Source organism: Ruegeria sp. CDSB029, assembly GCF_059611125.1.
In genome coordinates, this window is record NZ_JBXWOX010000004.1 from 200615 (window position 1) to 227578 (window position 26964).

The window sequence follows — 26964 nt, forward strand, 5'->3', positions numbered from 1 at the left end:
GGCGGCACTCGAAACAAACAAACCAGAAACTTGAGGGTAAGAGCTTTGCCGCAATCGGTGTCAAATTCAAGGTCTTTGAAGGGGACTGGTTAATATTTGCCTCTAATTTTTCAAAAATGAACCTATTGTTTCAAAATGCGACGAAGTGATGACGTTCAATTCGAAAACCAGCCTGTTGCAGGACCTGTTCGAAGTCCCTGTGGTGTGGAGACGACTCATCAGGCAGCCGAATCCGCTTGCCGGATGTCAGAACCAATGAAACGCGCACCGAGAAATCCCAACGCGTGTCGAAGCGGATATAATCAATGTCCGAACGATCAATTTCGGCCTCACGGGTGCCGGTAAACCAGCTCAGTTTGTTCTGATCAAGAACCAGCCCTGCGCTGGTGTTCTGAGTAATATCCCAAATGGCCGGTAACGTAGGCAACGCCAACAGCACCACCAGCCACCATGCCGCGTCGAACAGGATTACAAGTGCCAACAAGGCCGCATAGACGCAGATCAGAACACCAACAGTGCGCGGTGCCCGGTTCTGACGCGTAAATTCAAATTCCGTCATGCGTTGAGAATGCGTGAGACCATTTCGGTCGTGTCGCGTGACAGGTCAGGCGTTTCTGCGATGCGGGTCAGCTGTGCGCGGATCAGGTCCTGACGGTCCGCGTCATAGCGTTTCCAGGTCTGGAAGGCCGAACACATCCGCGCCGTGGTCTGCGGGTTGACAGGGTCCAGTTTGATCAGCCAGTCGGCCAGCAACGCATAACCCGCACCATCTGCGCGGTGGAAACCGGCGTGGTTCATCGCCAGCGCACCCATCACCGCCCGGAACCGGTTGGGGTTTTTCCAGTTGAAATCGGCGTGCTCGGTCAGGGTGCGGGCGATGTCTGCCGTGGCCGCCGGCGAGGCCATCCCGACCTGAAGGGCAAACCATTTGTCCATCACCAGGCGGTCGTGCTGCCATTGTTCGTAGAACGCAGAAAGTTCGGCCTCGCCTTTGCCTGCGCGCAGCAGGCAGGACAGCGCGCTTAGCTGCTGTGTCATGTTGCCAGCCGCCGCGTATTGCTCGGCCGCCATTGCCGCACCATCAAGCCGGGATGTTAGGGCCAGTGCGGCATTGCCAAGCGAACGTTTGCCGGCTTGGTCTGCATCGGGACTGTATGTTGCCTCGATCAAGGTTTCGCTGTGCAAACGCGGTAGCAGGTCCTGGACGTGCTGGGCTGTTGCCTGCCGCAGTGTCTCTACCGCTGTCCAGATCGCCATCGGGTCAGGTGTTTCGCCCCGGTCGGACAACGCGGCCGCCAGCTCGGATTGCGAAGGCAGACCCAGCATCAGGGCGCGATACGCCGGGTCCAAATCGCCGTCGCGGAGAACGGCCAACACCCCGTCCAGGTAATCCGCACCCGGCGTTGCGTCTTCCAGGATCATGCGCAACAGCGTGTCCTGCGCCAAAGACCGTCCCGCCTGCCACCGATTGAAAGGATCGGTGTCGTGGGCCAGAAGGAAGGCGCGTTCGGCGTCAGTGTGATCGTGCTCAAGGATCACAGGGGCCGAGAAATCTCGCAGGATCGATGCAACAGGTTTTGCCGCCAGCCCGGTAAACTGGAAGCTTTGTTCCGCTTCGGTCAGTTCCAGAATCTCGGTTGCGCGCACCTCGTCCCCGTTTTGGCCAAGCAGACCTACAGCGACGGGGATCACTTGCGGCAGCTTTTCGGATTGCCCAGGTGTTTCTTCGGTGTGCTGCGCCAATGTCAGCGTATATGTGCCGTCATTCCAATCTTCGGTCACTGTCACACGCGGCGTGCCAGATTGGCTGTACCAGCGCTTGAACTGGCTCAGATCGCGGTCGGTGGTGTCCTCAAACACCTTGATCCAGTCTTCAATGGTGCAGGCCTGCCCATCGTGACGATCGAAATACAAATCCAAAGCCTTGGTGTAGGCCTCATCACCAACCAAACGTTTCAGCATGCCGATGACCTCGGCACCTTTTTCGTAGACGGTCGCGGTGTAGAAGTTGTTGATTTCCTGAAAACTCTCGGGCCGGACGGGATGCGACAAGGGCCCGTTATCTTCGGGGAACTGCCGCGCGCGCAGGTCGATGGCGTCCTCAATCCGTTTCACCGGGGCCGAGCGCAAATCTGACGTAAACTGCGCATCCCGGAAAACAGTGAGGCCTTCTTTCAGGCACAGTTGGAACCAGTCGCGGCAGGTGATCCGGTTGCCGGTCCAGTTGTGGAAATACTCATGCGCGATGATCGCTTCGATCCGTTCAAAATTGGCGTCGGTCGAGGTTTCAGGGCTGGCCAGAACAGCAGATGAGTTGAAGATGTTCAGCCCCTTGTTCTCCATCGCACCCATGTTGAAATCGTCTACGGCCACGATGTTGAACACGTCTAGGTCGTATTCCCGACCATAGACGTCTTCGTCCCACTTCATGGATTTCTTCAGGGCTTCCATACCGAAATCGCATTTACCTTCATCGCCGGGACGGACCCAGAGGTTCAGCTCCACATCGCGACCCGACATGGTGGTGAACTGGCCGGGATGGGCGATCAGCTCGCCCGCGACCAGCGCGAACAGGTAAGCGGGTTTGGGCCACGGGTCGGTCCATTCTGCCCAGCCTTCACCTTTGCCCGAGGGGTTGCCGTTGGACAGCAGTACAGGAAGGTCGCCGTTGATGCGCACGGTAAAGGTGGACATTACATCGGGGCGGTCGGGGTAGAAGGTGATCTTGCGAAACCCTTCCGCCTCGCACTGGGTGCAGTACATGCCGTTCGACATATATAGCCCTTCGAGGGCGGTGTTGTTGCCGGGATCGATCTCAACCTCGGCCTCCCAGATAAATGGCGCGTCGGGGGCGGCAACGGTCAGGCCCTTGTCGGTAATCTCGGGGGTGATATTCGCACCGTCGATGGATGCGCGGATCAGCTTGAGGTCTTCGCCGTGCAGGAAGAACGTCTTATCGCTGGCCTCCGGGTTCGGGCGAAATGCAATGCGAGAGGTGACGCGGGTTGCGTGGGCGGCGAGGTCGAACGTCAGGTGCACGCTGTCCACCAGATAACCAAAGGGTGTGTAGTCTTTCAGATAGATCGTCGTTGGGGCAGCGTCGCGCATCAGGGGCCTCGCGTGATTTTGTGTTTGCGCGAACGTATGGGCTGTGGCGGTTGGCTGCAAGCGGTGCGATCCGCGCGCCGGAATGTCCCACAAATTGATTTTGGTAAGTTTTTTTGACCGCGACGCTGCGGCGCACGTTGCCTATCGGAAACTTTCGTCCTAAATGCTGACGGCATACAGTCGTGCACATTCCCGGGAGAAACAAAATGAGCAGCAGACAGGCGCGCAGCGGATTGCAGGTGGATACGGTTCTGGCCGAGTTCATCGAAGGCCAAGCCCTGCCGGGAACCGGTGTCACAGCAGATGCCTTCTGGGATGGTCTGGCGCGCATGGTCGCCGAGCTTGGCCCCAAGAACCGCGCCTTTCTGGCCAAGCGGCAGGACATTCAGGGCAAGGTCGATGCATGGCATCTTGAGCGTCAAGGGCAGGACCACGACGCCGAGGCCTATCAGGCCTTCCTGCACGAGATCGGCTATCTGGTTGAGGAAGGTGCGGATTTCCAGATTGAAACCGCCAATGTCGACCCCGAGATCGCCTCGATCCCCGGACCGCAGCTTGTTGTTCCGATTACCAATGCGCGATTTGCACTGAACGCAGCCAATGCACGTTGGGGCAGTCTGTATGACGCGCTTTATGGAACGGACGCTTTGGGTGATTTGCCCGCGGCTGGCGACTACGACGCGGCGCGTGGAGCGCGTGTGATTGCTTGGGTCAAAAACCACCTTGGCTATTTTGCAACTCCAGCCATAGATGACTGGTCAAGTGTTGTTGGTTTTTCTGTTGAAGATGAGCGGCTTATCGTGACCTTGGATGATGGCGAACGAGCCAATATTTATGGTTCCGAGGCGCACGGAAAAGGGCGTTTCGTTGGTTATATTGGCAACCCTGCTGAGCCCACGTCAGTTTTTCTTGAGAAAAATGGCCTACATGCTGAAATCGTGATCGACAGATCGACGCTTATCGGCGCTGCTGACCCCGCAGGTATCGCAGATGTCAGGCTGGAATCCGCCCTGTCCACGATCATGGATTGCGAGGACTCGGTTGCGTGTGTCGATGCCGAGGACAAGGTTGTTGCCTATGGCAATTGGCTGGGTCTGATGAAGGGCGACCTGACGGAAGAGGTCGCGAAGGGTGGCAAGACCTTTACCCGTAAACTGGCCCAGGACCTGAGCTTTACCACAGCATCCGGTGGGACAGGCAGCCTGAAGGGTCGTTCGCTTATGCTGATCCGCAACGTCGGGCATTTGATGACAAACCCTGCCGTTTTGGATGAACAGGGCAATGAGATCGGCGAAGGGTTGATGGATGCGCTCTGCACGACGCTGATCGCCATGCACGACCTCAAGCGTGAAGGTGGCAATTCGGTCCAAGGCTCGGTCTATGTGGTCAAGCCCAAGATGCACGGACCGGCAGAAGTCGCGTTCTCGGTCGAGATTTTTGACATGGTCGAAGACATCCTTGGCCTGCCGCGCAATACCGTGAAGCTGGGCATCATGGATGAAGAACGCCGCACGTCGGTCAACCTCAAGGAATGCATCCGCGCTGCGAAATCGCGGGTGGCCTTTATCAACACCGGTTTTCTTGACCGGACCGGGGATGAGATTCACACCTCGATCGAAGCCGGGCCAATGCTGCCCAAGGGCGACATCAAGAACACGCCCTGGATTGCGTCTTATGAAGATCGCAACGTAGATATTGGGTTGGCCTGCGGCCTGAAGGGCAAGGCGCAGATTGGTAAAGGCATGTGGGCTATGCCCGACCGGATGGGCGACATGCTGGAGCAGAAGATCGGCCACCCGAAATCCGGCGCGACCTGTGCCTGGGTGCCGTCGCCGACGGCCGCGACACTGCACGCGACGCACTATCACAAGATCGACGTACTGGCGCGTCAAGATGAACTGGCTGCCGGTGGCGCACGGGGGACGCTGGGGGATTTGCTGACCATTCCGCTGCTGGGCGGTCGAAACCTCAGCGAAGACGAGATCGCCCGCGAGATCGAGAACAACGCGCAGGGCATTCTTGGATACGTGGTGCGCTGGGTTGATCAGGGGGTTGGCTGTTCGAAAGTGCCGGATATCAACGATGTCGGTCTGATGGAGGATCGCGCGACCTGCCGGATTTCATCTCAGGCGCTGGCCAACTGGTTGCACCATGATGTTGTTTCGGAAGGGCAAGTCATGGCTGCGATGCAAAAAATGGCCGCTGTGGTGGATCGCCAGAACGAAAATGACGCAGACTATCGCCCGTTGGCACCCGGTTTCGACGGAATTGCTTTCCAAGCGGCCTGTGATCTGGTCTTCAAGGGACGTGTGCAACCCTCGGGTTATACCGAGCCGGTCCTGCATGCCCGCCGTCTGGAACTGAAAGCCAGCCTTTAAACCATCAGGAACGATAGGACACGACATGGGAGTTTCCCTCCGCAAAGCCCGCACCATCATCCGAAAGACCCTTGAGAAGGGGCATGAATTGGAGCTGAAACCCCTTTCTGTCGTCGTTCTTGATGCAGGCGGTCACGTGATCGCTTTCGAACGCGAAGACGACGCGGCCCCGGGCCGGTTCGCGATTGCGCATGGCAAGGCCTATGGCGCAGTGATGTTGGGCATGGCTGGCACCGCGCAGATGCAGCGGGCCGAAGCGCAGGCCTATTTCATGGCAGCTGTGAATGGCGTCTATGGTGGGCAGGTCGTGCCGGTTCCGGGTGGTGTGTTGCTGCGCGACAAAAAGGGCGCGGTGATCGGTGCGGTCGGCGTAACCGGCGATACGTCCGACAATGATGCCGCAGCGGCATTGGCTGGGATCGAAACCGCTGGCCTGATTGGCGAGATCTGAACCTGATGACTGGCGGAGAGCCTTTTGGGCTCTTCGACCCAATGCGATGTTCGTGCAACGCCACAAAAACGGGCAATGGCCAAGGTACCAGACAAAGCGCGTTCATAATCCATCATGTGCACAGTTGAACAAGAGCTTGCGCTGACACGCAGGGCCTGTGCTATTGCGCGCTGTTCTTGCGGTCGATAGTTTTTGGAAAGCAAACAGAAAACGCAGGAACGCAGCATGTCTCGACCCGTCGTCGGTATCATCGGCAACTCGTATTTGATGAATGATCAATATCCGACCCATGCCGGTGGCACGATGAACTCGGACGCGGTTGCCAATGTGTCGGACTGTCTGCCGCTGCTGATCCCAGCCGATCCGCGCTATGTCTCGGTTGATGAGCTGCTAGAGGTCTGTGACGGATTTCTGCTGACTGGCGGGCGCCCGAACGTTCACCCTGAAGAATACGGCGAGCCCGCAACTGAGGCCCATGGTGAATTTGACCGGGCGCGCGACGCGATCACATTGCCGCTGGTGCGCGCCTGTGTGGAGCGTGGCCAGCCCTTCTTTGGCATCTGCCGAGGGTTCCAAGAAGTCAACGTGGCGATGGGCGGGACACTGTACCCGGAAATCCGCGAACTGCCGGGTCGGATGAACCACCGCATGCCGCCCGATGGGACTCTGGAAGAGAAATTTGCCCTGCGTCATGTCGTTGCGCTAAACGAGGGCGGTGTATTCCACCGCCTGATGGGCGCGACCGAAGTGATGACGAACACGTTGCACGGGCAGGGGATCAAATCGGTTGGGCGTCGGGTAGTGATTGATGGTCAAGCCCCCGATGGAACGCCCGAGGCGATATACATTCAGGACGCGCCCGGATTCACGTTGTCAGTGCAATGGCACCCGGAATGGGATGCTGAAAATGATCCGGTGTCCCGCCCTTTATTCAAGGCGTTCGGTGCTGCTGTACATGCATGGGCAACCGGTTCGGATAGGGCGTTGGTCCAACAATCCGCTTAAGTCCTGCGCCGATCCGAGAGAGAGGGTCCGGACCGGCGCAGCGCGATCAAACCAGCAGATTGAACTGATTGATCATAGGCAGGGTGCGTGCGCGCTCACCCGTCAGGTCAAAAAGGGCATTGCCAAGGGCCGGCATGGACGGTGGTGTCCCCGGTTCGCCAACGCCACCCATGTGGTGGTTGGTTTCCAGAATTTTTACTTCGGTCACCGGCGCATTGTGCATCCGAAGAGCGTCGTATTCGGGGAAGTTGTACTGCTCGACCTCACCGTCCGAGAATGTGATCTCACCCATCACGGCCGCCGACAGGCCATAGATCATGCCACCGAACATCTGCGCCTCGACTGTGCCGGGGTCCAGTGCCAGACCGACGTCACAGGCGATCCAGGCTTTGGCGATACGGATGGTGCCATCCTCGTCGACGACCTCAATCACCTGAGCGACCGGCGTGCCAAAGCTATAGGTCATCGCCACACCGCGGCCGACACCGTCAGGGGTTTCTCCGGTCCAGCCGGACATCTCTTTCACGGCCTGTAGGCAGCCTGCCGATGGTGCGTGCTCGGCCTTGGCCAATTCCAATCGGAACTCCAGCGGGTCACGACCTGCGGCATGGGCCATCTCGTCCATGAATGTCTCGTGGAAGAATCCATTGTGGCTGTTCCCGACCGAGCGCCAGAAGCCGACGGGAATATCCAGATCGGCGATGTGCCCGCTCATGCGATAGTTGGGCACCGCGTAAGGTTGGTTAAAGAATCCTTCGACCAAAACCTTGTCGGGGCCTCCGCCCGGTATGCCCGTATAGCGCTGAACTGCTTGTTGTGTGCAGGATTGCGCCGCGACCTTGCCGTCAATCAGAACGGCCTGACCGTCTTTCACTGCGCCACGCATGCGGGCCATCGCGCCAGGGCGGTAATAGTCGTGGCGCATATCCTCTTCACGGCTCCAGGTGGTCTGGACGGGGACGCCTGGCATGGCCATCGCGACCTTTGTGGCGATCTCGCCAAAGTCCAGCTCACCCCGGCGGCCAAACCCTCCGCCCAGATAGGTGGTGTGGATCTGAACGGCCTCTTTATCCAGGTTGGCGGTATTGGCCGCGCGTATCTGAATAAGTGTCGGTGCCTGATTGCCGCACCACAGTTCCAGCGCCGAGCCTGTGAACAGCGCGGTGGCGTTCATCGGCTCCATCGTGGAATGGGCCAGATAGGGCACCGTATATTCGGCCGTGACCTCGGTGGCGCCGTCGGGCAGAGTGTCAACGTCGCCGTCATCGCGCATGGTCGAATTGGGTGACGCGTCGAAAGCCTTTGCGATTTCCGCAAATACAGCGTCGGTTTCCGGTGGGTAGGGCGCATCGCCCCAGTCCACGTCAATTGCCTCGACCGCCTGAATGGCCAGCCACGTGTTGCTGGCAATCACAGCCACGCCATTGCCCAGATCAACCACCTTTTCCACGCCCGACATCTGCTCGGCTGCGCTGGCATCAAAGCCCTTCATCTCGCCGCCCAGTTTGGGATTGATGCGGACCGAGGCAAATTTCAGACCCTCGGGGCGCACATCAATGCCGAATTCGGCTGTTCCGGTGGATTTTCCGACCACATCAACGCGCGGCAGGTTCCGCCCGAGCAAACGCCAGTTGGACGGATCACGCAGCTCGACCTGCGGAGGTTCGATCTGACCCGCGGCTTCCGCCAGTTCGGTGTACGGAATGCGAGTTCCATCAGGCGCAATCACTGCGCCTTTTTCGGTTTTCAGTTCGGAACGATCCACGCCCAGCCGATCGGCTGCCGCCTGCTTCAACGTTTCGCGTGCGGTCGCTCCGGCCTCGCGCATACGCTCGAACCCGTCCTTCATCGAAGTCGACCCGCCAGTGACCTGCAAGCTCAGCGTTCGGCCAAGAACGCCCAGAGCCTCACCGAGATTGTGCTGGAAGTCAGAGATGTCATAGCCCTTGTTCGGCAACCCTTCACCAACAAGTGCCGAGTTATAGTAGGCCGCAGCCGCTGGCCCATGTAAAACGCGGATCTGGTCCAGTTCCACGTCCAGCTCTTCGGCGATCAATGCCGCCCACGTGGTCATCACGCCCTGTCCCATCTCGGCTCGCGGGGCGAATAGAGTGACGCCTTGCTGGTCGATTAGAACAAAGGGGCTGAGTGCGGTTTCGCCCTCTGCTGGTTTCAGCGGATTGGCGGCCGGGCGGCTGACGTAGTAAGCGCCAAAGGCCACGCCCCCGGCAATCGCTGCTGAGCCGATCAAGAAGGTACGACGGAGGATTTTTCCAACGGATGCCATCGTTTATGCCTCCTTCAGCTTGGATGCAGCGTCGTGGATAGCTGCGCGGATGCGGGGGTAGGTGCCACAGCGACACAGGCTGCCTTGCATGGCATCATCGATTTCTGTGTCTGAAGGTGCAGGGTTTTCTGCCAATAGAGCGGCAGCCTGCATGATCTGGCCTGACTGGCAGTAACCACATTGCGCTACCTGATGATCCACCCAGGCCTGTTGAATTGCAGCCATCGCGTCCGGCGTGCCAATCCCTTCAATCGTGGTAACATCCCCCCAGACATCTGACAGCGCAACCTGGCATGACCGAACTGCTTCGCCATCAATGTGCACTGTGCACGCCCCGCAGGCAGCAACGCCGCAGCCGAATTTGGTGCCCGTCAGTCCGACTTCATCACGCAGAACCCAAAGAAGGGGTACGTCATCGGGAAGGTCGATTTGGTGTTGGTTTCCGTTGATCTTCAAGTCGGTCGCCATGGCGCACCTCTCGTAGCTGTGGCTGGTTTCTGACATAATTGGTGGAAAATGTCAGTATGTCAATTGACAAAATAAACAGAAAATGTCACGAGTTTAAGAATGGCAGATGCAGCAGAAGACTCACGGCAGCAGGCGATCCTGAACTCAGCCTTTCAGGCCTTCGCCACCTATGGATTCCGAAAAACCTCAATGGATGACATAGCGCGGGGCGCGAGGATGTCCCGGCCGGCCGTTTATCTGCATTTCAAGAACAAAGAAGCGATCGTCACCAGCCTGACCGAGCATTACTATGCCGAGAAGATCGCCGCCGTCGCTGCGGCGCTGACTGTGTCGGGTTCGGTTTCGGACGTGTTGAAGGATGCCGTTCAAGCGCAAACCGAGGGGATGGCAATGATCCTTGCATCGCCCCACGGGCTTGAAATGCTGGATGCGACCAAGTCCATGTCGTCAGATATCATTTCGCAAGGCGAGGCTGAATTGGCCCGACTGTATTCCGAGTGGTTGACACGCGAACATAAAGCCGGGCGCGTCAGATTACTGGCGGATGCCGACGAGACGGGCAAAACGATAACGGCTACTCTTAAGGGGCTGAAGGCAAGCGCCATTGGCGCAGAGGAATACGAAACGCGTGTTGCCCAGTTTGCCGCACTGATAGGAGCTGGGTTAGAGGTCAGGTAACATGCTGGCGCACCTTGTATTCTGGCGCGTCCCACAGCCGGTTCTGCATGATATCGGTCAGGATTTCGGCCGCGTTTTCCACATCCTGTTCATCTATGTATAGCGGCGTAAAGCCAAACCGCATGATGTCAGGCGCCCGGAAGTCCCCGATCACGCCGCGCGCAATCAGGGCCTGCATAGCGGCATAGCCATCGGCAAATCGGAAAGACACCTGACTGCCGCGCTGGGCGGGATTGCGTGGGCTTGCCAGTTGCAGGTCGGGGCAGGTGGCTTCGACCCGTTTGATGAACAGCTCTGTTAGCTCAGTTGACTTGGCTCGGACGTCCCGTATGTCGGCCATATCCCAAATGTCCATCGCAGCCGACAAGGCAGTCATCTGAAGGATAGGAGGGGTTCCGACGCGCATTCTCTCGATGCCATTTCCGGCGCGGTAATCCAGATCAAAGGCAAAAGGCGCTTCGTGGCCCAACCACCCAGACAATGCGGGGCGTACCTGATCCGTCAGACGTGGGGAGACATAGATGAATGCGGGCGCTCCGGGGCCACCATTCAGGTATTTGTAGGTACAGCCAACCGCGAAATCTGCATTACACCCCGCCAGATCGACGGGAATTGCACCAGCTGAATGGGCCAGGTCCCAAACCGTAATAGTGCCGTTTGCATGGGCCAGTTCCGTCAGTGCCTTCATGTCATGCATCCGGCCCGAGCGATAATCTACCTCGGTCAGCATCAGAACGGCGACATCTTCGGTCACATTGGCCGCGACATCTTCTGGCGCGACAACGCGCAATTCATATTCCGGCCCGAGCGAGCGCAGCAGGCCATCCACCATATATAAATCGGATGGGAAATTACCGCTGTCTGACAGAACGACCTTGCGATCCGGGCACAGTTCCAGCGCCGAGGCGACGGCCTGATAGACTTTGATCGACAGAGTGTCGCCGGTAACGACACTACCGGGTTCAGCGCCAATAAGCCGCCCGACACGATCACCCAAACTGGACGGCAATGCCATCCAACCGGCCTTGTTCCAGCCGGTGATCAGCATCTGCCCCCATTCCTGAACCATCATGTCATTAACCCGAACTCCGGCCGCTCGGGGAAGCGGTCCAAGCGAGTTGCCGTCCAAATAAACGACGCCTTGGGGAAGGTTGAACATGGCTTTGGTCGCGGCAAAGTCGGTCATCGTTTTCTCATCATTGTGTGGGCAATTGTTGATGCAAAATGGCTATCTGATCCAAAAGCAGCTGTCCATCATCGAAGGACCTCTCTGCAACCATGTCCGGACGCGAGCCGATTGCACGGCTGCGACCAACTGTGATTTTGCTTTTCCCAGCGAAAAGCGGTAGGTCATCGGACAAAAGCGACATTTTGTCCCGCCCGGATATGAAAGACTGCCTGACATGCGAAAAATCGACGTCCCTCCGGTGTGGTTGCTGGGCTTTGCGGTGCTGGCATGGCTGCAGGCGCGGCATATGCCGATGGGGCTGTCGCTCGACAATGGGTTTGTTGATTTGCTCAGCGGCGTGCTGATCGGTGGCGGTGTCATCATGATCGTTCTGGCCGCAGCCGAATTTCGCCGTCATCGCACCACGATTATCCCGCATGAAACGCCGACATCGCTGGTGCAATCGGGGATATTTAAGCGTAGCCGAAACCCCATATACGTTGGCGATGTGCTGATCTTGTCCGGCCTGATACTAAGGTTTGATGCGGTTGCATCACTGGTTCTGATTCCGATTTTCGTGTGGCTTTTGGAACGTCGTTTCATCATGCCCGAAGAGGACCGTTTACGCAGAACTTTTCGCGCCGACTTTGCCCGATATGAACGCCAAACCCGCCGATGGATATGAAGTGATGTGGTAATGACACAACGTAAATATGCTGCGCTTGCGAAATAATGTTGCGCAGGATACACCTTTGCTTAACAAACAATACCGACCACCCGCTCGGTCAGAGTGAAAATTAGGGGGACTGCCAGTGAAGATAGGCACACCGAGAGAGAATTATGACGGTGAGAACCGTGTTGGGATGACGCCGGAGTCAGCGTTGCAGCTTCAGAAATTGGGCTATGAGTGTCTGATTGAGAAGGGTGCTGGTGCTGCGGCCGGGTTTTCGGATGCGTCGTATGAGGCAGCGGGGGTTGAGGTCGTCAAGACGGCTGCGTCGCTGTGGAAGCAGGCCGACATTGTTGCCAAGGTGCGTCAACCGAACGAGGCTGAGCTGAAGCGTCTGACCAAGGGTAAGACGTTGATTTCCTTCTTCAACCCTGCGGGGAACGAAGAGGGGATGGAAGCGGCCAAGGCCAAGGGTGCCAATGTCATCGCCATGGAAATGGTGCCGCGGATCAGCCGCGCGCAGAAGATGGACGCGCTGTCGTCGATGGCCAATATCGCCGGTTACCGCGCGGTGATCGAGGCGGGCAACAACTTTGGCCGTTTTTTCACCGGTCAGGTGACGGCTGCCGGTAAGGTTCCGCCTGCGAAGGTGCTGATCGTTGGGGCCGGTGTGGCTGGCCTGGCGGCCATCGGCACCTCGACCTCTCTGGGCGCGATCACTTACGCGTTCGACGTGCGCCCCGAAGTGGCCGAACAGGTCGAATCGATGGGGGCCGAGTTCGTCTATCTGGATTTCAGTGAGGATCAGCAGGACGGTGCCGCCACCGGCGGTTATGCCAGCGTTCAATCCGAGGAATTCCGCGAGGCGCAGCTGGCCAAGTTCCGCGAGCTGGCACCCGAGATAGACATCGTGATCACCACCGCGCTGATCCCGAACCGCGAAGCGCCCGAGCTTTGGACCAAGGATATGGTTGAGGCGATGAAGCCGGGCTCGGTCATTGTTGACCTTGCGGCGGAAAAGGGCGGCAACTGCAAGCTGACCGTGGCGGATGAGAAGATCGTGACCGACAATGGCGTGACCATCATCGGCTATACCGACTTCCCCAGCCGGATGGCGGCGCAGTCCTCGTCTTTGTACGCGACCAATATCCGTCACATGATGACCGACCTGACGCCTGAAAAGGACGGTCAGATCAATCACGACATGGAAGATGACGTGATCCGCGGTGCGACTGTGACATTTGAAGGCGACATCACCTTCCCGCCGCCGCCGCCTAAAGTGCAGGCGATCGCGGCTCAGAAGAAACCGGAAGTCAAGGAACTGACCCCGGAAGAGAAAAAGGCGCAGGAAATTGCGGCCTTCAAGGCGCAGACCAAGCAGCAGTTCACCCTGCTGGGTGTCGGTGGCGCGCTGATGCTGCTGGTGGGGCTGATCGCTCCGGCCAGCTTCATGCAGCACTTCATCGTCTTTGTGCTGGCCATTTTTGTGGGCTTCCAGGTGATCTGGGGCGTCGCGCACAGCCTGCACACACCGCTGATGGCGATCACCAACGCGATCTCGTCGATCATCATCGTTGGGGCTGTGATGCAGATCGGATCGGGGTCGATCCTGGTCATTCTGCTGGCGGCGCTGTCCATCTTCATGGCCGGGATCAACATCTTCGGCGGCTTCCTCGTAACCCGGCGCATGCTCGCCATGTTCCAGAAATCTTAAGGAGGCCGGGCACATGGAATTTGGCTTCACTACTGCCGCCTACGTTGTTGCGGCTGTTCTGTTCATCCTTTCGCTCGGCGGCCTGTCGAACCAGGAAAGCGCCAAGCGCGCGGTCTGGTATGGCATCGTCGGTATGGCGCTGGCGGTCTTCGCCACGCTGGTCGGCCCCGGTTCCGGTCTGTGGCTGCTGTCGCTGCTGTTGATCGCGGGCGGTGGTCTGATCGGTCAGTACGTCGCACAGCGCGTGCAGATGACCGAGATGCCGCAGCTGGTGGCCGCGATGCACTCGCTGGTCGGTCTGGCGGCTGTGTTCGTCGGATACAACGCGCATTTTGAAGTTCTGAACGTCGCCGAGGTGATGGCGGTCTCGGATGCATCGAAAGAAGTTCTGTACACGGGTCTCGGAGGATTTGCCAAACTGATCGCCAAGAAAACCCCGGCGGAATTGTCGATCCTGCATGTCGAACTGTTCCTGGGCGTCTTCATCGGTGCGATCACCTTTACCGGCTCGGTCGTGGCTTATGGCAAGCTGGCGGGCAAGGTGACGTCTGCGGCAACCAAGCTGCCAGGCGGTCATGCGTTGAACGCGGCAGCGGCGGGTCTCTCGTTGATCTGTCTGATCTGGTACACTGCATCGGGCGGCTTCTTCCCGCTGTTCCTGATGACGCTGGCAGCGCTGTTCATCGGCTATCACCTGATCATGGGCATCGGCGGCGCCGACATGCCGGTGGTTGTGTCGATGCTGAACAGCTACTCGGGCTGGGCAGCTGCGGCAATCGGCTTCAGCCTCGGCAACGACCTGCTGATCGTGGTTGGCGCGCTGGTGGGCTCGTCGGGTGCGATCCTGTCCTACATCATGTGCAAGGCGATGAACCGTCACTTTGTCAGTGTGATCCTGGGCGGCTTTGGCGGCCCACAGGGTGAACAGATGGCGGTTGAGGGCGAGCAGATCGCCATCGAAGCCGACGGTGTGGCTGCGGCCTTGAACGACGCTGACAGCGTTGTCATCATCCCCGGCTACGGCATGGCGGTGGCGCAGGCACAGCAATCGGTCAGCGAACTGGTCCGCAAGCTGCGGGCACAGGGCAAGAATGTGCGCTTTGCGATCCACCCGGTTGCGGGTCGTCTGCCTGGCCACATGAACGTGCTGCTGGCCGAGGCAAAGGTGCCATACGACATCGTGCTGGAAATGGACGAGATCAACGACGACTTCCCCGAAACGGATGTGGCCATCGTCATCGGCTCGAACGACATCGTGAACCCAGCGGCGCAGGAAGACCCGAACAGCCCCATCGCCGGCATGCCGGTTCTGGAATGCTGGAAGGCCAAGCAGGTCTTCGTGTCCAAACGCGGCCAGGGCACCGGGTACTCGGGCATCGAAAACCCGCTGTTCTTCAAAGAAAACACCCGCATGTTCTATGGCGATGCAAAGGCAAGCCTCGACAAACTACTGCCTATGATCGAATAAGCCGGGTCAGGATAACTATCGGAAAGGCGCCCCAGTGGGCGCCTTTTCTGTTTTTGGTGTATCCTGAATTGAAAAGGAGGTGCCCGATGGAAAAAGTGAACGGCATAGGCGGCGTGTTCTTTCGCGCTCGTGATCCCGAGGCCTTGAGCGCGTGGTATGAAAAGCACCTGGGCGTAAATCACTATGTCCCAGAGCCATGGAAACAGCGCGAGGGTTACACAGTCTTCGCACCCTTTGCGCAGGACACCGCGTACTTCGGAAGATCCGAGCAGCAGTGGATGATCAATTTTCGTGTCGATGATCTGGCCACCATGATTGCACAGCTTGAAGCCGCAGGGATCAAGGTTGAAACTAACGCAGAGTGGGACAGTGAGGTTGGCAAGTTCGCGCGCATCCATGACCCTGAGGGCAACCCGATCGAGCTGTGGCAGCCAAATCAATGAGATAGCGGGTTTGTATACCGTAGTATCCTTCTAAGTATATGAAATAAAAAGAGAATTGATGAATTTTATAGGTGTCGTATAGTGCCTCGGACGAAACGGAGCCCAAGATGACGCCGATAGATGACCATCCGCTGCGCTATGCGCTGGCTAATGAATTGCACGCCCGTCCGTTTCCGGTGGCGGCAATGCCCTGTACAGTGGTCTTTCTTGCGATCAAGAAATCTGTTGCCGCCGTCGCACGGGATCGCCGCGAAGATCTGGATCACCTGATCGATCTTCTCGACCGCCACGGGGCGCAGCATCCGCAGCCGGACGCCACACACTATGCCGGACAAATCGGCCGCCATTGGTTGAAGTGGGAGCAACATACCGAGTTCGTGACCTATACGGCCATCGCCCAGAACGTCAGCGAGCGTGCGTTCAACCCGGCTGATTTTGAGGTTTTTCCCCCCGACTGGTTGATGGCCAGCCCCGGTCAGAGGGTCACGTCGGCCATGGTGCGTGTTGTCGAACGCGAAGGCGACGAGGTGATCAAATCCAAGCTGCTGGAATGGTTCGAACCAGAAAGCCTGGCTGTTGCTCGGGTGCTGGATGACGCAGCTGTTTGTGCAAGTGATTTTCGTATCGATCCGGCAGGGCACATGCGGTTTGCGCTGTTTGTCGCGAATGGAACCGGTCGGCGCAGGACGGGACGGATCGTCCAGCGTTTGTGTGAGATCGAGACCTACAAGGCAATGTCTATGCTGGGTTTTGCGCGGGTCAAACAACTGATGCCTCGTATCGGAAAGCTGGATGAAAAGCTGACGCGCCTGATGGGGCAAATGACCGACAATTCTGCCCAGCCCGACGAGTTGCTTCAGGACTTGCTGTCGACCTCGATTGAACTGGAAACTTTGGCGGCGCAGTGTTCGTTCCGGTTCGGAGCCACGGGTGCCTATGAGGCCATCGTAAATCAGCGGATTGAGGTCCTGCGCGAAGAGCGTTTTGAAGGCGGTCAGAACTTTGCGGACTTTATGATGCGCCGATACGACCCGGCGATCCGTACGGTGAAATCCACGGAACGTCGCCTGCAAGCTCTTTCAGATCGGGCCATCCGTGCAGGGGAACTGCTGCGAACCCGCGTAGATGTTGAGCGAAGCGCACAGAACCAGGCCCTGTTGGAAAGCATGGATCGCCGCGCGGATCTGGCACTGCGTCTGCAGCACACGGTCGAGGGGCTTTCCGTGGTCGCGATCAGCTATTACGCCGTATCGCTGGTCAGCTATCTGCTCTACCCCCTGACGGGTGCCGGGATCAGTAAAGGGATGTTAAGCGCAGCAGTGACGATTCCGGTTGTCTTGGCGGTATGGTTTGCCGTTCGCAGGATTCGAAAGCGGTTGGAGTAGATCCGTATTTGCCTTTGGACCTGCGAGTTGTACAACAAACGCGTTTGACACTTGGGTCGAGGAATTCTCTGTGATTGGAATCGTGTCGGCGTGGCGGGCCGTGGCCGCCATGTTCATATTGAATGGCGCATTGTTCGGCATCTGGGCATCGCGCATTCCAGCGGTCCGGGACAAACTTGACCTGACGCATGAGACACTGGGATATGGCCTGTTGTTCATGGCGGCGGGCGCAGTGTGTTCATTTCCGATCACAGGCCGGTTGACCGACAGGTTCGGCGCGGTGGTTCTGACGCGGTACATTGCCGTTCTCTATACGGTTTCGTTGATCCTTCTGGCTCTCGCGGGTAGTTTCTGGTCGCTTGCGGCTTTCTTGTTTGTATTCGGGGCTTTCCACGGCTCGATGGATGTGGCGATGAACGCCTGGGCGGCGGAGGTTGAGCAGGCGTACAAGAAGCCCGTGATGTCATCATTCCACGCGATGTGGAGCCTTGGGGCAGGGTTGGGCGCCCTCAGCGGATTTGCAGCGGTGCAGATGGGGCTGACAGTGATCCAACACTTTTTGCTGGCGGGCGGGATCGTCGTTGGGCTGGCATTGGCATTGTCATGGGTACGCTGGACATCGCGCCGCGCGGCCGTGTCCGGAGGCAAGGTTTTCGCATTACCTTCAGGCGCTTTGATCCTTGTGGGCTTCACCGCTCTGTGCGGAGCTTTGGGGGAAGGTGCAGTGGCGGATTGGAGTGCGATTTTCCTACGGGACGTGACCGACGCCGCCGAAAGCATTGCGGCATTGGGCTATGCGGTATTCTCGGTAGCCATGGTTGCTTTCCGCTTGGCAGGCGGGTTTGTCATTGCGCGGTTTGGACCGGTGGCAACAGCGCGATTTGGTGGGGCTTGCGCCGCTTTGGGTGTGTTCTGTGTTGTGTCCGCTGCCGAGGCAGGGCTGGCATTGGCAGGTTTTGCGATGATGGGGGTCGGATACGCGGTGATCATGCCGTTGGCGTTCAGCCGGGCGGCAAGTGATCCCAATGTGCCACCGGGGCAGGCGATCGCCAGCGTCGCCACGCTGGGGTACGGAGGCCTGTTGATTGGCCCGCCGCTTATTGGGTTTCTCGCAGAGATGCTTACATTGCGCATAGCATTCACGGCGCTGTTGCCGCTGGCCGTATTCATTGTCCTGTTAGCGGGTTCGTTGCGACCTGCCGAAACAGATTGAAGTCATGGCGGGTCATGGCGGAGCAGCAGGCCGGAAAACCAACAGTTAGGAGACCAACATGCCGATCAAAAACCGGTTCGCTGAGTTGCAGGGTGAAATCACCGAGTGGCGACGCGATATTCATGAAAACCCGGAAATCCTGTTCGAAACCCACCGCACCAGTGCTTTGGTCGCCGACAGGTTGCGGGACTTTGGCTGTGATGAAGTGGTGACAGGTATCGGCCGTACCGGAGTTGTCGGCGTGATCAAGGGCAAGACGGACACAAGCGGCAAAGTGATCGGGTTGCGGGCGGATATGGATGCGCTGCCGATCCACGAAGCGACGGGGTTGGACTATGCCTCAAAAACCGATGGCGCGATGCACGCTTGCGGCCATGACGGGCATACGGCGATGCTGTTAGGGGCCGCGAAATACCTGTCCGAGACGCGCAATTTTGACGGCACTGTGATTGTGATCTTCCAACCCGCCGAAGAAGGCGGCGGCGGTGGGCGCGAGATGTGCGAAGACGGCATGATGGACCGCTGGGGCATTCAAGAGGTCTACGGCATGCACAATTGGCCCGGCCGCCCGGTGGGCAGCTTCGCCATTCGGCCTGGGGCCTTTTTTGCGGCTACAGATCAGTTCGACATCACTTTCGAAGGCAAAGGCGGGCACGCCGCCAAGCCGCATGAAACGGTCGACACCACCGTGATGGCTGCCCAGGCCGTATTGGCGCTGCAAACCATTGCATCGCGCAATGCTGACCCGATTGATCGCCTTGTGGTCTCGGTCACGTCGTTTGAGACGTCGTCAAACGCGTTCAATGTGATCCCCCAATCAGTGAAGATCAAAGGGACCGTGCGTACGATGAGCAAGGAAATGCGCGACTTGGCTGAGAAGCGCGTTCAGGAAATCTGCGCAGGTATCGCCACCACCTTTGGCGGCGCGGCCGATGTGACCTATTACCGGGGTTATCCGGTGATGGTAAACAGCGACGAGCAGACCGATTTTGCAGCGGATGTCGCGCGCTCGGTGTCTGGAAACTGTGACGAAGCGCCCTTGATCATGGGCGGTGAAGACTTTGCCTTTATGTTGGAAGAACGGCCCGGAGCGTACATCCTGGTTGGCAATGGCGATACAGCGGCTGTGCATCATCCCGAATACAATTTTAACGACGAGGCGATTCCGGCTGGATGCAGTTGGTGGGCCGGGATCGTGGAACAACGGATGCCCGCGGCCTGATAAAGAGGTGGTGAGCGCGAGGGACCAGCCCCTCGCGCTCACCGGGTTATTTTTGGCTTGAAGGTGGACCCTTACTGCGTCAGGCGAGGTTGAGTGTCTCGCACAAGGTGTTGATCACATCGTCCAACGCGGATTTCTGGAGATTTACGCAGGATTTCGCACCAGCCTGCGCTTTGTCCAGCGCGGTGTCGTCTGACAACAAATTTGCAACGGCATCCGCGAGTTGCGGGGCGGAGTTGACCTCGGCCGCGCCACCGCTTTCGATTAGTGGCGCGAAGGTTTCAGAAAAATTGAAGTACCCCGGACCAGTGATCACAGCGGCACCGGCCTGTGCGGGCTCAAACGGGTTGTGACCGCCGATTTCCTTGAGCGAGCCGCCCAGGAACACAATAGGGCACAATGCGTACCATGTGCCGGTTTCGCCCAGTGTGTCAGCGACGTAAACTTGAGTCTGAGGCGCGATCTTGTTGCCCTTGGTTCGGAAAGCAGCGGACTGTCCGGCGGACTCCAGCAGACTTGCAACCTCTGACCGTCGTTCGGGATGCCGGGGGATCAGCAGGAGCAGCAGATCGGGCCAGCGCTGCAACAGCTTGGCATGCGCGTCCAGAACCGTTTCCTCCTCACCTGCATGGGTCGAACTGGCGATCCAGACCGGGCGGTCGGCGATCTGAGCGCGGATATCGCCCAGCGTTGTCTGATCGACCGGCAGCGGGTCCGACATCGCCTTGAGGTTGGTGCCGGGCTGTACCCGATCGGAGCGTGCGCCCATGTCGACTAGATTTGCTGCCGTCTTGTCATTCTGGGTTAGGAACAGTGTAAAATGGTCCAGAATAAATCGCGCGGTTTGGGGTCGCTTCTTCCACCCATCGACCGAGCGATCCGAAAGGCGCGCGTTGAGCAGCGCCAGCGGAACCTCGCGCCGGGATGCTTCGACAATTAGGCGCGGCCAGATTTCACTTTCGACGAAGACACCGGCGTCCGGGTGCCAGTGATCCAAAAACCGCTTCACCGGTCCGGCTGTGTCCAGTGGTGGGTATTGGTGGCGTGCGCGCGGTGGCATTCGTTTTTCGATCAGCGCGGCCGAAGTTGGGGTTCCGGAGGTAATCAGAAACTCAGCCTTGGGCAGGCGTTCGCCCAGACGCTTGATGAGACTGATGACCGACAGAGTTTCGCCAACGCTGGCGGCGTGGAACCAGATCAGCTGCCCATCCGGGCGGGTTTGCGTGGCGTGGCCAAGGCGTTCCTGCTGGCGCGTTTCCGGAACGCCCGCCGCCCGCAGCTTGTTGCGAACCGTGCGCCATGCCAGCGGGGCGGCAACGGAAGTCAGGCCGCAATACAGCTTGTACAGCAGCGTTGGCTGGTCGGGGTTGTTTGGCACTTTAGCCGCCCGTGTGGCTCATGTGGCGGCTCATCTGGCCGTCGACCGCCTGACGGGAATAGTCGAAATCATGCCCTTTGGGCTTGAGGGTGATCGCGGACCTGATTGCCTCTTCCAATGATTTATCACTGTCGGGATGATCGCGCAGCGGCGCGCGCAGGTCGGCCATATCCTCTTGCCCAAGGCACATGTACAGCTCACCGGTGCAGGTCAGGCGCACGCGGTTGCAGCTTTCGCAGAAGTTATGCGACAGCGGTGTGATAAAGCCGATTTTCTGGCCCGTATCCTCAAGCCGTACATAACGCGCAGGTCCACCGGTACGTTCGGCCAGATCCGTCACGGAATAGTGGTTTTCATATTCCTTGCGCACATCTTCGAGAGACCAGTATTGGTCCAGGCGGTCTTCGTTTCCTATATCACCCATGGGCATGACCTCAATCCAGGTCAGATCCATGTCACGCTCGGCACACCATTCGGTGATCTTTGGCAATTCGGGTTCATTGAACCCTTTCAAGGCGACCGCATTGATCTTTACCCGCAGACCCGCTTTCTGCGCGGCGTCGATCCCGTTCAGCACCTGCTTGAGGCGTCCCCAACGGGTGACCTTGGCAAATTTGTCTTCGTCCAGCGTATCCAGCGATACGTTCACGCGACGAACACCGGCAGCGTAGAGATCATCGGCAAATCTGTGCAGTTGCGAGCCATTGGTGGTCAGCGTCAGCTCTTTCAGGGCGCCGCTGTCTAGATGACGGGTCATCGAATTGAAAAACGTCATGATATTGCGGCGCACCAGTGGCTCGCCGCCAGTAATGCGCAGCTTTTCCACGCCCATGTTCACAAAGGTCGAGCACATGCGGTCAAGTTCTTCCAGTGTCAGCAGGTCTTTCTTTGGCAGAAAGGTCATGTCCTCGGACATGCAATAGACACAGCGGAAATCGCAGCGATCCGTAACGGAAACGCGGAGATAGGTGATGGCACGTGCGAACGGGTCGATAAGCGGAGCTGTCATGCGACATAGGTAAAGCTGCAACCGCCCTCCGACAAGGGCGAACTGCGCTTTGCGCTGGAACAGATGCACGCAGGGGGTTAGGTTTGCGTCATGAGATATGCGCTTTTGGCTTTTTGTGTTCTGGTAGCGGGATGTGACACCGTGCGGTCGACCACCGATCGTGTCTTTGGTGGTGACAAGCCCCCTGAAGAGGCAGAACCCGCCGTTGTAGAAGAGGTGGTCGAGCCGCAGCCTGTCGCGGTAGCCGCCACTGGTTGGGTTGGTCCAAAAACCACGATTGCCGGTCTGGGAGACCCCACAACACCCGGCCGTTGGCTGGAAACGTCTTTAGTGGAGACTGAATTCACCGGGCGCGTGGTTGTACCGCGGACGGGCGCGCAGGCCTATATCACGCTGATTCCGGCATCCGGGCCAACCGGGGGCGGCAGCCGCCTTTCGCTGGATGCGATGCGGGCCCTGCTGCTGCCATTTGATGAACTGGTTGAGCTGGAAGTTTATTCCAACTGACCTTTCAAATACTTGCCGGCCTCTTTTCGCGCAAATGGCTTCATCGCGTCGCCGCGTGTTTTCAAAAAGGCGATGACCCGGTCCGGGTCGTGCTTGGACAATTCGCGCAGCCACCAAGCGACGGCTTTTTGGATGAACCAGTCGCGGTCGGGCACATAGCCTGCAGCCCAGCCCAGAATGCGGTCTCGGCGTTGCAGGTCTTCCGGTTTGGGGTGGTTCTGTTTGGTCCAGGGCAGGGTCGCCACCAGCGCCGCGCGCCTGGTCCACATGTGGTCCGATTTTGTCCAGCTTTCCACCTGATCCAGCCGCGAAGGGTCGGCTGACAGGCGCTTTTGCATCGCCATGCAGGCGTGATCCGCCACGGCCCAGGCATCAAAATCCGGCAACCAGCTTTGCAGCAGGTCCCAAACGGTATCATCCGGTCGGATGCGCGCCTGTGTCAGCAGTTTTGCGGCGGCAAGACGTCCTTCGTGAATATTGGTTTGCCACAGCGCATCTGCGAGTTCGACGCGCGCTGCCAAATCCAACTCCTGTCGCCAGGTTTTGGTCAGATCATTCAGGATCGGGTTTGCCACGCCCAGATGGGGGCGGTCGGCCTTGTGGTAGGCCGCCATTTGTTCGGCGCGCTCGGGATCGGAATGGGCTTTGATCTGGTCCAGATAGGCTTCAATCATCAATAAACTCAGGGTCGGGTGCGCGTGGGTTTGCCATCAATGGTCTGATGGTTCTTTTCAACCCAGTAGGATTGGATCTGCTCGTCGGACTTGCCATCGACCCATTTCTGCATCGTGTCGCGTTCGGACTGATATTCCATGAACGGCACGGCATAGCCGCACGAAGTCTGGACCACATCGATATCCAGATCATAGATCTGACGCGCACTACGGTGATCGGGGAACAGGCCAGCCAATTCATCCCAGCCCTCATCCCCCACATGCAGCGTGCGCGCGGTGCCATACGTTCTCAGGATCATGGGGCGGGTCGTGAACGAACACCACATCAGCGTCATGCGGTTCGCTTCAAGCAGATGACCGGCGGTTTCGTTGCCGCTGCCGGTCAGGTTCATCCAGGCAATCCGGTTCGGGCCAAGAACGCGCAGCGAATCCATGCCCTTGGGCGAGATGTTGACCCGTCCGTTGGGTGCCGCAGTGCCGACGAAGAACATGTGCTGTTCTTCGATGAATTTACGCTGCCCGTCGTCCAGTTCCGGAAATTGCTTGGCCATGTCTCACTCCACTGTAACCGATTTTGCCAGGTTGCGCGGCTGGTCTACATCCGTGCCTTTGGCCACCGCCGTGTGATAGGCCAGCAGTTGCGCCGGGACCGAGTAGAGGATCGGCGCCAGGCTGGGGTGGACATGCGGCATCCGGATGATGCTCCAGACGCCATCTTCAGCCTCGGCAATCCCGTCATCGTCCGAGACCAGAATGACCTTGCCCTTGCGCGCCATCACCTCTTGCATGTTCGACACCGTTTTGTCGAACACGGCGTCGCGCGGGGCCATGACCACCACAGGCATATTCTTGTCGATCAGGGCGATCGGTCCGTGCTTCAGCTCACCCGAAGCATAACCTTCGGCGTGGATATAGCTGATTTCCTTGAGCTTCAGCGCCCCCTCCATCGCCAGCGGATACATCAGGCCGCGACCCAGGAACAGAACGTCGCGGGCTTCGGACAGGCGTTGTGCGGACGTCTTGATGGCCGGATTCTGATCCAGCGCTGCATTCATCACCGTTGGCAGGCCGCGTAGCGCAGCATAGTGGTCGGCCAGCTCGTCGTCGGTCAGCGTACCACGATCCGCAGCCGCCTTGAGCGCCATCATCAGCAGAACGCTCAGTTGACACGTGAACGCCTTGGTCGAAGCCACGCCGATCTCAACGCCTGCATGGATGGGCAGGGCGATATCGCTTTCGCGGGCGATCGAACTTTCGGGGACGTTGACGACCGAGACGATTTTGTCCGCCTTGCCTTCGCAATAGCGCAGTGCCGCCAGAGTGTCGGCAGTTTCACCCGACTGACTGACGAACAGCGCCATCGTGCGCCCCGTGATCGGAGGTTCGCGATAGCGGAACTCGCTGGCGATATCGACCTCGACGGGCATTTGGGCCAATTGCTCGAACCAGTACTTCGCCGTCAGGCAGGCGTAAAATGCGGTACCGCAGGCCACCATGGTCAAACGATCCAGTTTGGTGAAATCCAGATCGGCGCCAGGCAGAACTACCTGATCACCACCACTTGGCAGGTATGACCGGATCGCGTCGGCAATCACGATGGGTTGTTCGGCAATTTCCTTGGCCATGAAGTGTTTATGGCCGTTCTTTTCGGTCTGTGTGTGGTCCAGTTTGATCTGGCGAGTCTCGCGATTAGCCAATTCACCGGCTTCGTTGCGGATTTCCAGAGAGGTTCGGGTCAGAACAGCCCGGTCGCCTTCCTCAAGATAGGTGATGCGATCCGTAAGCGGGGCCAGCGCAATGGCGTCTGAGCCCACGTACATCTCACCATCTCCGTGACCGATAGCCAAAGGTGATCCCTTGCGCGCGGCGACGATCAGATCGTCCTGACCGTCGAACAGAAAGGCCAGCGCAAACGCACCAACGAGCTGATCGATGGTCTTAAAGGCGGCCTCAACCGGCGACAGGCCTGTCTTCAGGTAATACTCCGTCATCAGGGCGACGGTTTCGGTGTCCGTCTCGGTCGCGAAACCGATGCCATGTTCGGCCAGTTCTGCCCGCAACTCACGATAGTTTTCGACGATACCATTATGAACAACCGCCACAGGGCCGGCCTGATGCGGGTGCGCGTTGGTCACCGACGGTACGCCATGGGTAGCCCAACGGGTATGACCAATACCGGATTTACCGGGCAGCGGGTCGTGCACCAGCAGATCGCTTAGGTTGACCAGCTTGCCGACCGCCCGACGACGTCCAAGCGTACCACCATTGACCGTGGCAATTCCGGCGCTGTCATAGCCACGATATTCAAGACGTTTTAGCGCCTCGACCAAAGTTGGCGCGGCCTCATGCTCACCCAGTACACCTACAATTCCACACATAACTCAGGCTCCCTTGTTGCGGCGAGCCTTCTTCGCCTTCAACATCTCAATCAATTTGCGCGCATAGCCGGGCTTGTTGTCCTGCTTGGCACGTGCCACGGCCAGCGCGTCGGGTTCTACATCCCGCGTGACGACTGTACCTGTTGCGGTCATCGCGCCGTCACCGACAGAAACGGGGGCAACTAGCATAGTGTTGGAGCCGATAAAGACGTTCTCTCCGATGGTCGTCTGGTGCTTCATCACGCCGTCATAGTTACAGGTGATCGTCCCCGCGCCGATATTGGTCGACGCTCCAACAGAGGCGTCGCCGACATAGCTGAGGTGGTTGACCTTAGCGCCTTCAGCGATCTGGGCATTCTTTGTCTCAACGAAATTGCCGATACGGGTGTTTTCGGCCAGTTCTGTACCTGGGCGCAGGCGCGCGTAGGGGCCGACGATGGCGCCGCGGCTAACATGGCAGCCTTCCAGATGTGAGAATGCACGGATCGTCGCGCCGCTTTCGACGGTAACGCCGGGGCCGAAGACGACGTTGGGTTCGATCACCGTGTCTCGACCTACGATCGTGTCAGCGGACAGATAAACCGTTTCGGGGGCCATCAGCGTCACGCCCAAAGCCAACAACTCATTGCGCGCACGGGTCTGAAACTCGGCATCGGCCGCAGCCAGATCAGCACGAGAGTCCACGCCCAGCGTTTCAGCCTCATCGCATTTGATGGCAGTTGCCGACAGACCGCGCGCATTTGCCAGTGCCACGATTTCGGTCAGGTAGTATTCACCCGAGGCGTTATCGTTGCCGACCGCGTCAATCAATTCGAACAGTACTTTTGCGTTGCAGGCCAGTAATCCACTGTTGGTAAAGCGTATGGTGCGCTGTTCTTCGGTTGCGTCTTTGTACTCGACGATTTCGACCAGTTTTTCGCCATCCATGATTAATCGGCCATAGCGGGGCTGAACTTCGGCAATATCAAAGCCCAGCATGACCAGATCAAAGGATGCGCGCGCCTCAATCATACGCTCCAGTGTTCTGGGGTCGATAAAGGGCGTGTCGCCGTAAAGGATGATCACATCGCCATCGAAATCGGCCAGTGCATCCCGCGCCTGCGCAACTGCATGCGCTGTTCCAAGCTGTTCTTTCTGAACGACAATCTGCGCGGCTTCATCCTCGGAAGTGGCGGTCCTAGCAACCTCCTCAGAGCCGTGACCAGTGACAATAACGGTTCGTTCGGGTGACAGCACCGCACCGGCGCGCATCGCGTGCACCAACATCGGCGTTTGGGCAATCGGGTGCAAAACTTTCGGGGTATCCGAATTCATCCTGGTGCCTTTTCCGGCGGCAAGGATAACAAGGGCGATGGTCATA

23 protein-coding genes are annotated in these 26964 nt (G+C 58.4%); 12 read left to right on the forward strand and 11 right to left on the reverse strand.

All coding sequences use genetic code 11. The annotated features are described in order from the left end of the window. Window positions 1-130 precede the first annotated feature (130 nt). Entirely contained in the window at window positions 131-559 is a 429-nt protein-coding gene (locus AC2FI8_RS06950; protein ID WP_496778067.1) for a hypothetical protein, read from the reverse strand. Continuing rightward, a complete protein-coding gene (gene pepN / locus AC2FI8_RS06955) occupies window positions 556-3108 on the reverse strand; it encodes an aminopeptidase N (RefSeq protein WP_496778069.1) in 2553 nt (850 codons plus the stop codon). The genes AC2FI8_RS06950 and pepN overlap by 4 nt, the downstream gene beginning before the upstream one ends. Before the next feature lie 206 nt (window positions 3109-3314). On the opposite strand from pepN, the gene AC2FI8_RS06960 reads away from it, so the two are divergent. From AC2FI8_RS06960 to AC2FI8_RS06970, 3 genes are all read left to right on the forward strand, one after another. Next, on the forward strand, window positions 3315-5486 hold the full coding sequence (locus AC2FI8_RS06960; RefSeq protein ID WP_496778070.1) for a malate synthase G: 2172 nt from the start codon (window positions 3315-3317) through the stop codon (window positions 5484-5486). 25 nt (window positions 5487-5511) lie between these two features. Then, entirely contained in the window at window positions 5512-5937 is a 426-nt protein-coding gene (locus tag AC2FI8_RS06965) for a GlcG/HbpS family heme-binding protein (protein ID WP_496778072.1), read from the forward strand. A 225-nt stretch (window positions 5938-6162) separates the two neighbouring features. Beyond that, window positions 6163-6942 (forward strand): gamma-glutamyl-gamma-aminobutyrate hydrolase family protein, encoded by a 780-nt coding sequence (locus AC2FI8_RS06970; RefSeq protein WP_496704586.1) that lies wholly within the window; start codon window positions 6163-6165, stop codon window positions 6940-6942. A gap of 46 nt (window positions 6943-6988) precedes the next feature. On the opposite strand, the gene AC2FI8_RS06975 is transcribed toward AC2FI8_RS06970, so the two are convergent. Together AC2FI8_RS06975 and AC2FI8_RS06980 are read right to left on the reverse strand one after the other, a co-directional pair. Then, window positions 6989-9229 (reverse strand): xanthine dehydrogenase family protein molybdopterin-binding subunit, encoded by a 2241-nt coding sequence (locus tag AC2FI8_RS06975; RefSeq protein ID WP_496778075.1) that lies wholly within the window; start codon window positions 9227-9229, stop codon window positions 6989-6991. A 3-nt stretch (window positions 9230-9232) separates the two neighbouring features. Further along, on the reverse strand, window positions 9233-9697 hold the full coding sequence (locus tag AC2FI8_RS06980; protein WP_496778077.1) for a (2Fe-2S)-binding protein: 465 nt from the start codon (window positions 9695-9697) through the stop codon (window positions 9233-9235). A gap of 99 nt (window positions 9698-9796) precedes the next feature. Here AC2FI8_RS06980 and AC2FI8_RS06985 point away from each other — a divergent pair, with 99 nt between their 5' ends. After that, the gene (locus AC2FI8_RS06985; protein ID WP_496767996.1) at window positions 9797-10375 is read left to right on the forward strand and encodes a TetR/AcrR family transcriptional regulator; all 579 of its coding nucleotides are present in this window, start codon (window positions 9797-9799) and stop codon (window positions 10373-10375) included. Here the strand turns inward: AC2FI8_RS06985 and kynU are convergent. Continuing rightward, window positions 10368-11561 carry a kynureninase gene (kynU, locus tag AC2FI8_RS06990; RefSeq protein ID WP_496778079.1) on the reverse strand — a complete coding sequence of 398 codons (1194 nt, stop codon included), beginning with the start codon at window positions 11559-11561 and terminating at the stop codon, window positions 10368-10370. The two genes, AC2FI8_RS06985 and kynU, sit on opposite strands and share 8 nt — an antisense overlap. A gap of 217 nt (window positions 11562-11778) precedes the next feature. Here kynU and AC2FI8_RS06995 point away from each other — a divergent pair, with 217 nt between their 5' ends. The 7 genes from AC2FI8_RS06995 to AC2FI8_RS07025 all read left to right on the forward strand — a co-directional run bounded on the left by AC2FI8_RS06995 (window position 11779) and on the right by AC2FI8_RS07025 (window position 19658). Next, window positions 11779-12228, forward strand: a complete 450-nt coding sequence (locus AC2FI8_RS06995; RefSeq protein ID WP_496768000.1) for a methyltransferase family protein — start codon at window positions 11779-11781, stop codon at window positions 12226-12228. Window positions 12229-12355: 127 nt separating this feature from the next. Beyond that, window positions 12356-13927 carry a Re/Si-specific NAD(P)(+) transhydrogenase subunit alpha gene (locus AC2FI8_RS07000; RefSeq protein ID WP_496768002.1) on the forward strand — a complete coding sequence of 524 codons (1572 nt, stop codon included), beginning with the start codon at window positions 12356-12358 and terminating at the stop codon, window positions 13925-13927. 13 nt (window positions 13928-13940) lie between these two features. After that, window positions 13941-15395: an NAD(P)(+) transhydrogenase (Re/Si-specific) subunit beta gene (locus tag AC2FI8_RS07005; RefSeq protein WP_108862192.1), complete on the forward strand. Its 1455-nt coding sequence runs from the start codon at window positions 13941-13943 to the stop codon at window positions 15393-15395. Between the two features lie 86 nt (window positions 15396-15481). Next, on the forward strand, window positions 15482-15838 hold the full coding sequence (locus AC2FI8_RS07010) for a VOC family protein (protein ID WP_496768004.1): 357 nt from the start codon (window positions 15482-15484) through the stop codon (window positions 15836-15838). 107 nt (window positions 15839-15945) lie between these two features. Next, on the forward strand, window positions 15946-17223 hold the full coding sequence (locus AC2FI8_RS07015) for a DUF3422 family protein (protein ID WP_282168803.1): 1278 nt from the start codon (window positions 15946-15948) through the stop codon (window positions 17221-17223). 70 nt (window positions 17224-17293) lie between these two features. Further along, the gene (locus tag AC2FI8_RS07020; RefSeq protein WP_496778081.1) at window positions 17294-18436 is read left to right on the forward strand and encodes an MFS transporter; all 1143 of its coding nucleotides are present in this window, start codon (window positions 17294-17296) and stop codon (window positions 18434-18436) included. Between the two features lie 58 nt (window positions 18437-18494). Continuing rightward, window positions 18495-19658, forward strand: coding sequence for a M20 aminoacylase family protein (locus AC2FI8_RS07025; protein ID WP_496778083.1), 1164 nt, complete (start codon window positions 18495-18497; stop codon window positions 19656-19658). Between the two features lie 79 nt (window positions 19659-19737). Here AC2FI8_RS07025 and AC2FI8_RS07030 read toward each other — a convergent pair whose 3' ends face one another. Both AC2FI8_RS07030 and moaA read right to left on the reverse strand, forming a co-directional pair. Next, the gene (locus AC2FI8_RS07030) at window positions 19738-21036 is read right to left on the reverse strand and encodes a 3-deoxy-D-manno-octulosonic acid transferase (protein WP_496768013.1); all 1299 of its coding nucleotides are present in this window, start codon (window positions 21034-21036) and stop codon (window positions 19738-19740) included. 1 nt (window position 21037) lies between these two features. Further along, window positions 21038-22045 carry a GTP 3',8-cyclase MoaA gene (gene moaA / locus AC2FI8_RS07035; protein WP_109310462.1) on the reverse strand — a complete coding sequence of 336 codons (1008 nt, stop codon included), beginning with the start codon at window positions 22043-22045 and terminating at the stop codon, window positions 21038-21040. Between the two features lie 90 nt (window positions 22046-22135). Between moaA and AC2FI8_RS07040 the strand changes: the two genes are divergently transcribed. Beyond that, on the forward strand, window positions 22136-22552 hold the full coding sequence (locus AC2FI8_RS07040; protein WP_496738010.1) for a hypothetical protein: 417 nt from the start codon (window positions 22136-22138) through the stop codon (window positions 22550-22552). Here AC2FI8_RS07040 and AC2FI8_RS07045 read toward each other — a convergent pair. From AC2FI8_RS07045 to glmU, 4 genes are read right to left on the reverse strand one after another with little or no spacing between them, the layout of a single operon-like run. After that, the gene (locus AC2FI8_RS07045) at window positions 22540-23226 is read right to left on the reverse strand and encodes a DNA alkylation repair protein (RefSeq protein WP_496768015.1); all 687 of its coding nucleotides are present in this window, start codon (window positions 23224-23226) and stop codon (window positions 22540-22542) included. The genes AC2FI8_RS07040 and AC2FI8_RS07045 overlap by 13 nt on opposite strands. A gap of 8 nt (window positions 23227-23234) precedes the next feature. After that, window positions 23235-23777, reverse strand: a complete 543-nt coding sequence (locus AC2FI8_RS07050) for a pyridoxamine 5'-phosphate oxidase family protein (RefSeq protein ID WP_496724457.1) — start codon at window positions 23775-23777, stop codon at window positions 23235-23237. Between the two features lie 3 nt (window positions 23778-23780). Further along, window positions 23781-25604 (reverse strand): glutamine--fructose-6-phosphate transaminase (isomerizing), encoded by a 1824-nt coding sequence (gene glmS, locus AC2FI8_RS07055; protein ID WP_496754938.1) that lies wholly within the window; start codon window positions 25602-25604, stop codon window positions 23781-23783. A 3-nt stretch (window positions 25605-25607) separates the two neighbouring features. Next, the gene (gene glmU, locus AC2FI8_RS07060) at window positions 25608-26963 is read right to left on the reverse strand and encodes a bifunctional UDP-N-acetylglucosamine diphosphorylase/glucosamine-1-phosphate N-acetyltransferase GlmU (protein ID WP_496768018.1); all 1356 of its coding nucleotides are present in this window, start codon (window positions 26961-26963) and stop codon (window positions 25608-25610) included. Window position 26964 lies beyond the last annotated feature (1 nt).

What these genes read in the sequence shown, in the direction of transcription:
- AC2FI8_RS06960 (WP_496778070.1), top strand. Translation starts at nt 3,315, where the DNA reads ATGAGCAGCAGACAGGCGCGCAGCGGATTGCAGGTGGATACGGTTCTG.
- moaA (WP_109310462.1), bottom strand. Translation starts at nt 22,045, where the DNA reads ATGACAGCTCCGCTTATCGACCCGTTCGCACGTGCCATCACCTATCTC.
- AC2FI8_RS06985 (WP_496767996.1), top strand. Translation starts at nt 9,797, where the DNA reads ATGGCAGATGCAGCAGAAGACTCACGGCAGCAGGCGATCCTGAACTCA.
- AC2FI8_RS07010 (WP_496768004.1), top strand. Translation starts at nt 15,482, where the DNA reads ATGGAAAAAGTGAACGGCATAGGCGGCGTGTTCTTTCGCGCTCGTGAT.
- AC2FI8_RS07025 (WP_496778083.1), top strand. Translation starts at nt 18,495, where the DNA reads ATGCCGATCAAAAACCGGTTCGCTGAGTTGCAGGGTGAAATCACCGAG.
- glmS (WP_496754938.1), bottom strand. Translation starts at nt 25,604, where the DNA reads ATGTGTGGAATTGTAGGTGTACTGGGTGAGCATGAGGCCGCGCCAACT.
- AC2FI8_RS07005 (WP_108862192.1), top strand. Translation starts at nt 13,941, where the DNA reads ATGGAATTTGGCTTCACTACTGCCGCCTACGTTGTTGCGGCTGTTCTG.
- AC2FI8_RS06965 (WP_496778072.1), top strand. Translation starts at nt 5,512, where the DNA reads ATGGGAGTTTCCCTCCGCAAAGCCCGCACCATCATCCGAAAGACCCTT.
- AC2FI8_RS06980 (WP_496778077.1), bottom strand. Translation starts at nt 9,697, where the DNA reads ATGGCGACCGACTTGAAGATCAACGGAAACCAACACCAAATCGACCTT.
- pepN (WP_496778069.1), bottom strand. Translation starts at nt 3,108, where the DNA reads ATGCGCGACGCTGCCCCAACGACGATCTATCTGAAAGACTACACACCC.
- AC2FI8_RS06975 (WP_496778075.1), bottom strand. Translation starts at nt 9,229, where the DNA reads ATGGCATCCGTTGGAAAAATCCTCCGTCGTACCTTCTTGATCGGCTCA.
- AC2FI8_RS07050 (WP_496724457.1), bottom strand. Translation starts at nt 23,777, where the DNA reads ATGGCCAAGCAATTTCCGGAACTGGACGACGGGCAGCGTAAATTCATC.
- kynU (WP_496778079.1), bottom strand. Translation starts at nt 11,561, where the DNA reads ATGACCGACTTTGCCGCGACCAAAGCCATGTTCAACCTTCCCCAAGGC.
- AC2FI8_RS06970 (WP_496704586.1), top strand. Translation starts at nt 6,163, where the DNA reads ATGTCTCGACCCGTCGTCGGTATCATCGGCAACTCGTATTTGATGAAT.
- AC2FI8_RS07045 (WP_496768015.1), bottom strand. Translation starts at nt 23,226, where the DNA reads ATGATTGAAGCCTATCTGGACCAGATCAAAGCCCATTCCGATCCCGAG.
- AC2FI8_RS07040 (WP_496738010.1), top strand. Translation starts at nt 22,136, where the DNA reads ATGAGATATGCGCTTTTGGCTTTTTGTGTTCTGGTAGCGGGATGTGAC.
- AC2FI8_RS06950 (WP_496778067.1), bottom strand. Translation starts at nt 559, where the DNA reads ATGACGGAATTTGAATTTACGCGTCAGAACCGGGCACCGCGCACTGTT.
- AC2FI8_RS06995 (WP_496768000.1), top strand. Translation starts at nt 11,779, where the DNA reads ATGCGAAAAATCGACGTCCCTCCGGTGTGGTTGCTGGGCTTTGCGGTG.
- AC2FI8_RS07015 (WP_282168803.1), top strand. Translation starts at nt 15,946, where the DNA reads ATGACGCCGATAGATGACCATCCGCTGCGCTATGCGCTGGCTAATGAA.
- glmU (WP_496768018.1), bottom strand. Translation starts at nt 26,963, where the DNA reads ATGACCATCGCCCTTGTTATCCTTGCCGCCGGAAAAGGCACCAGGATG.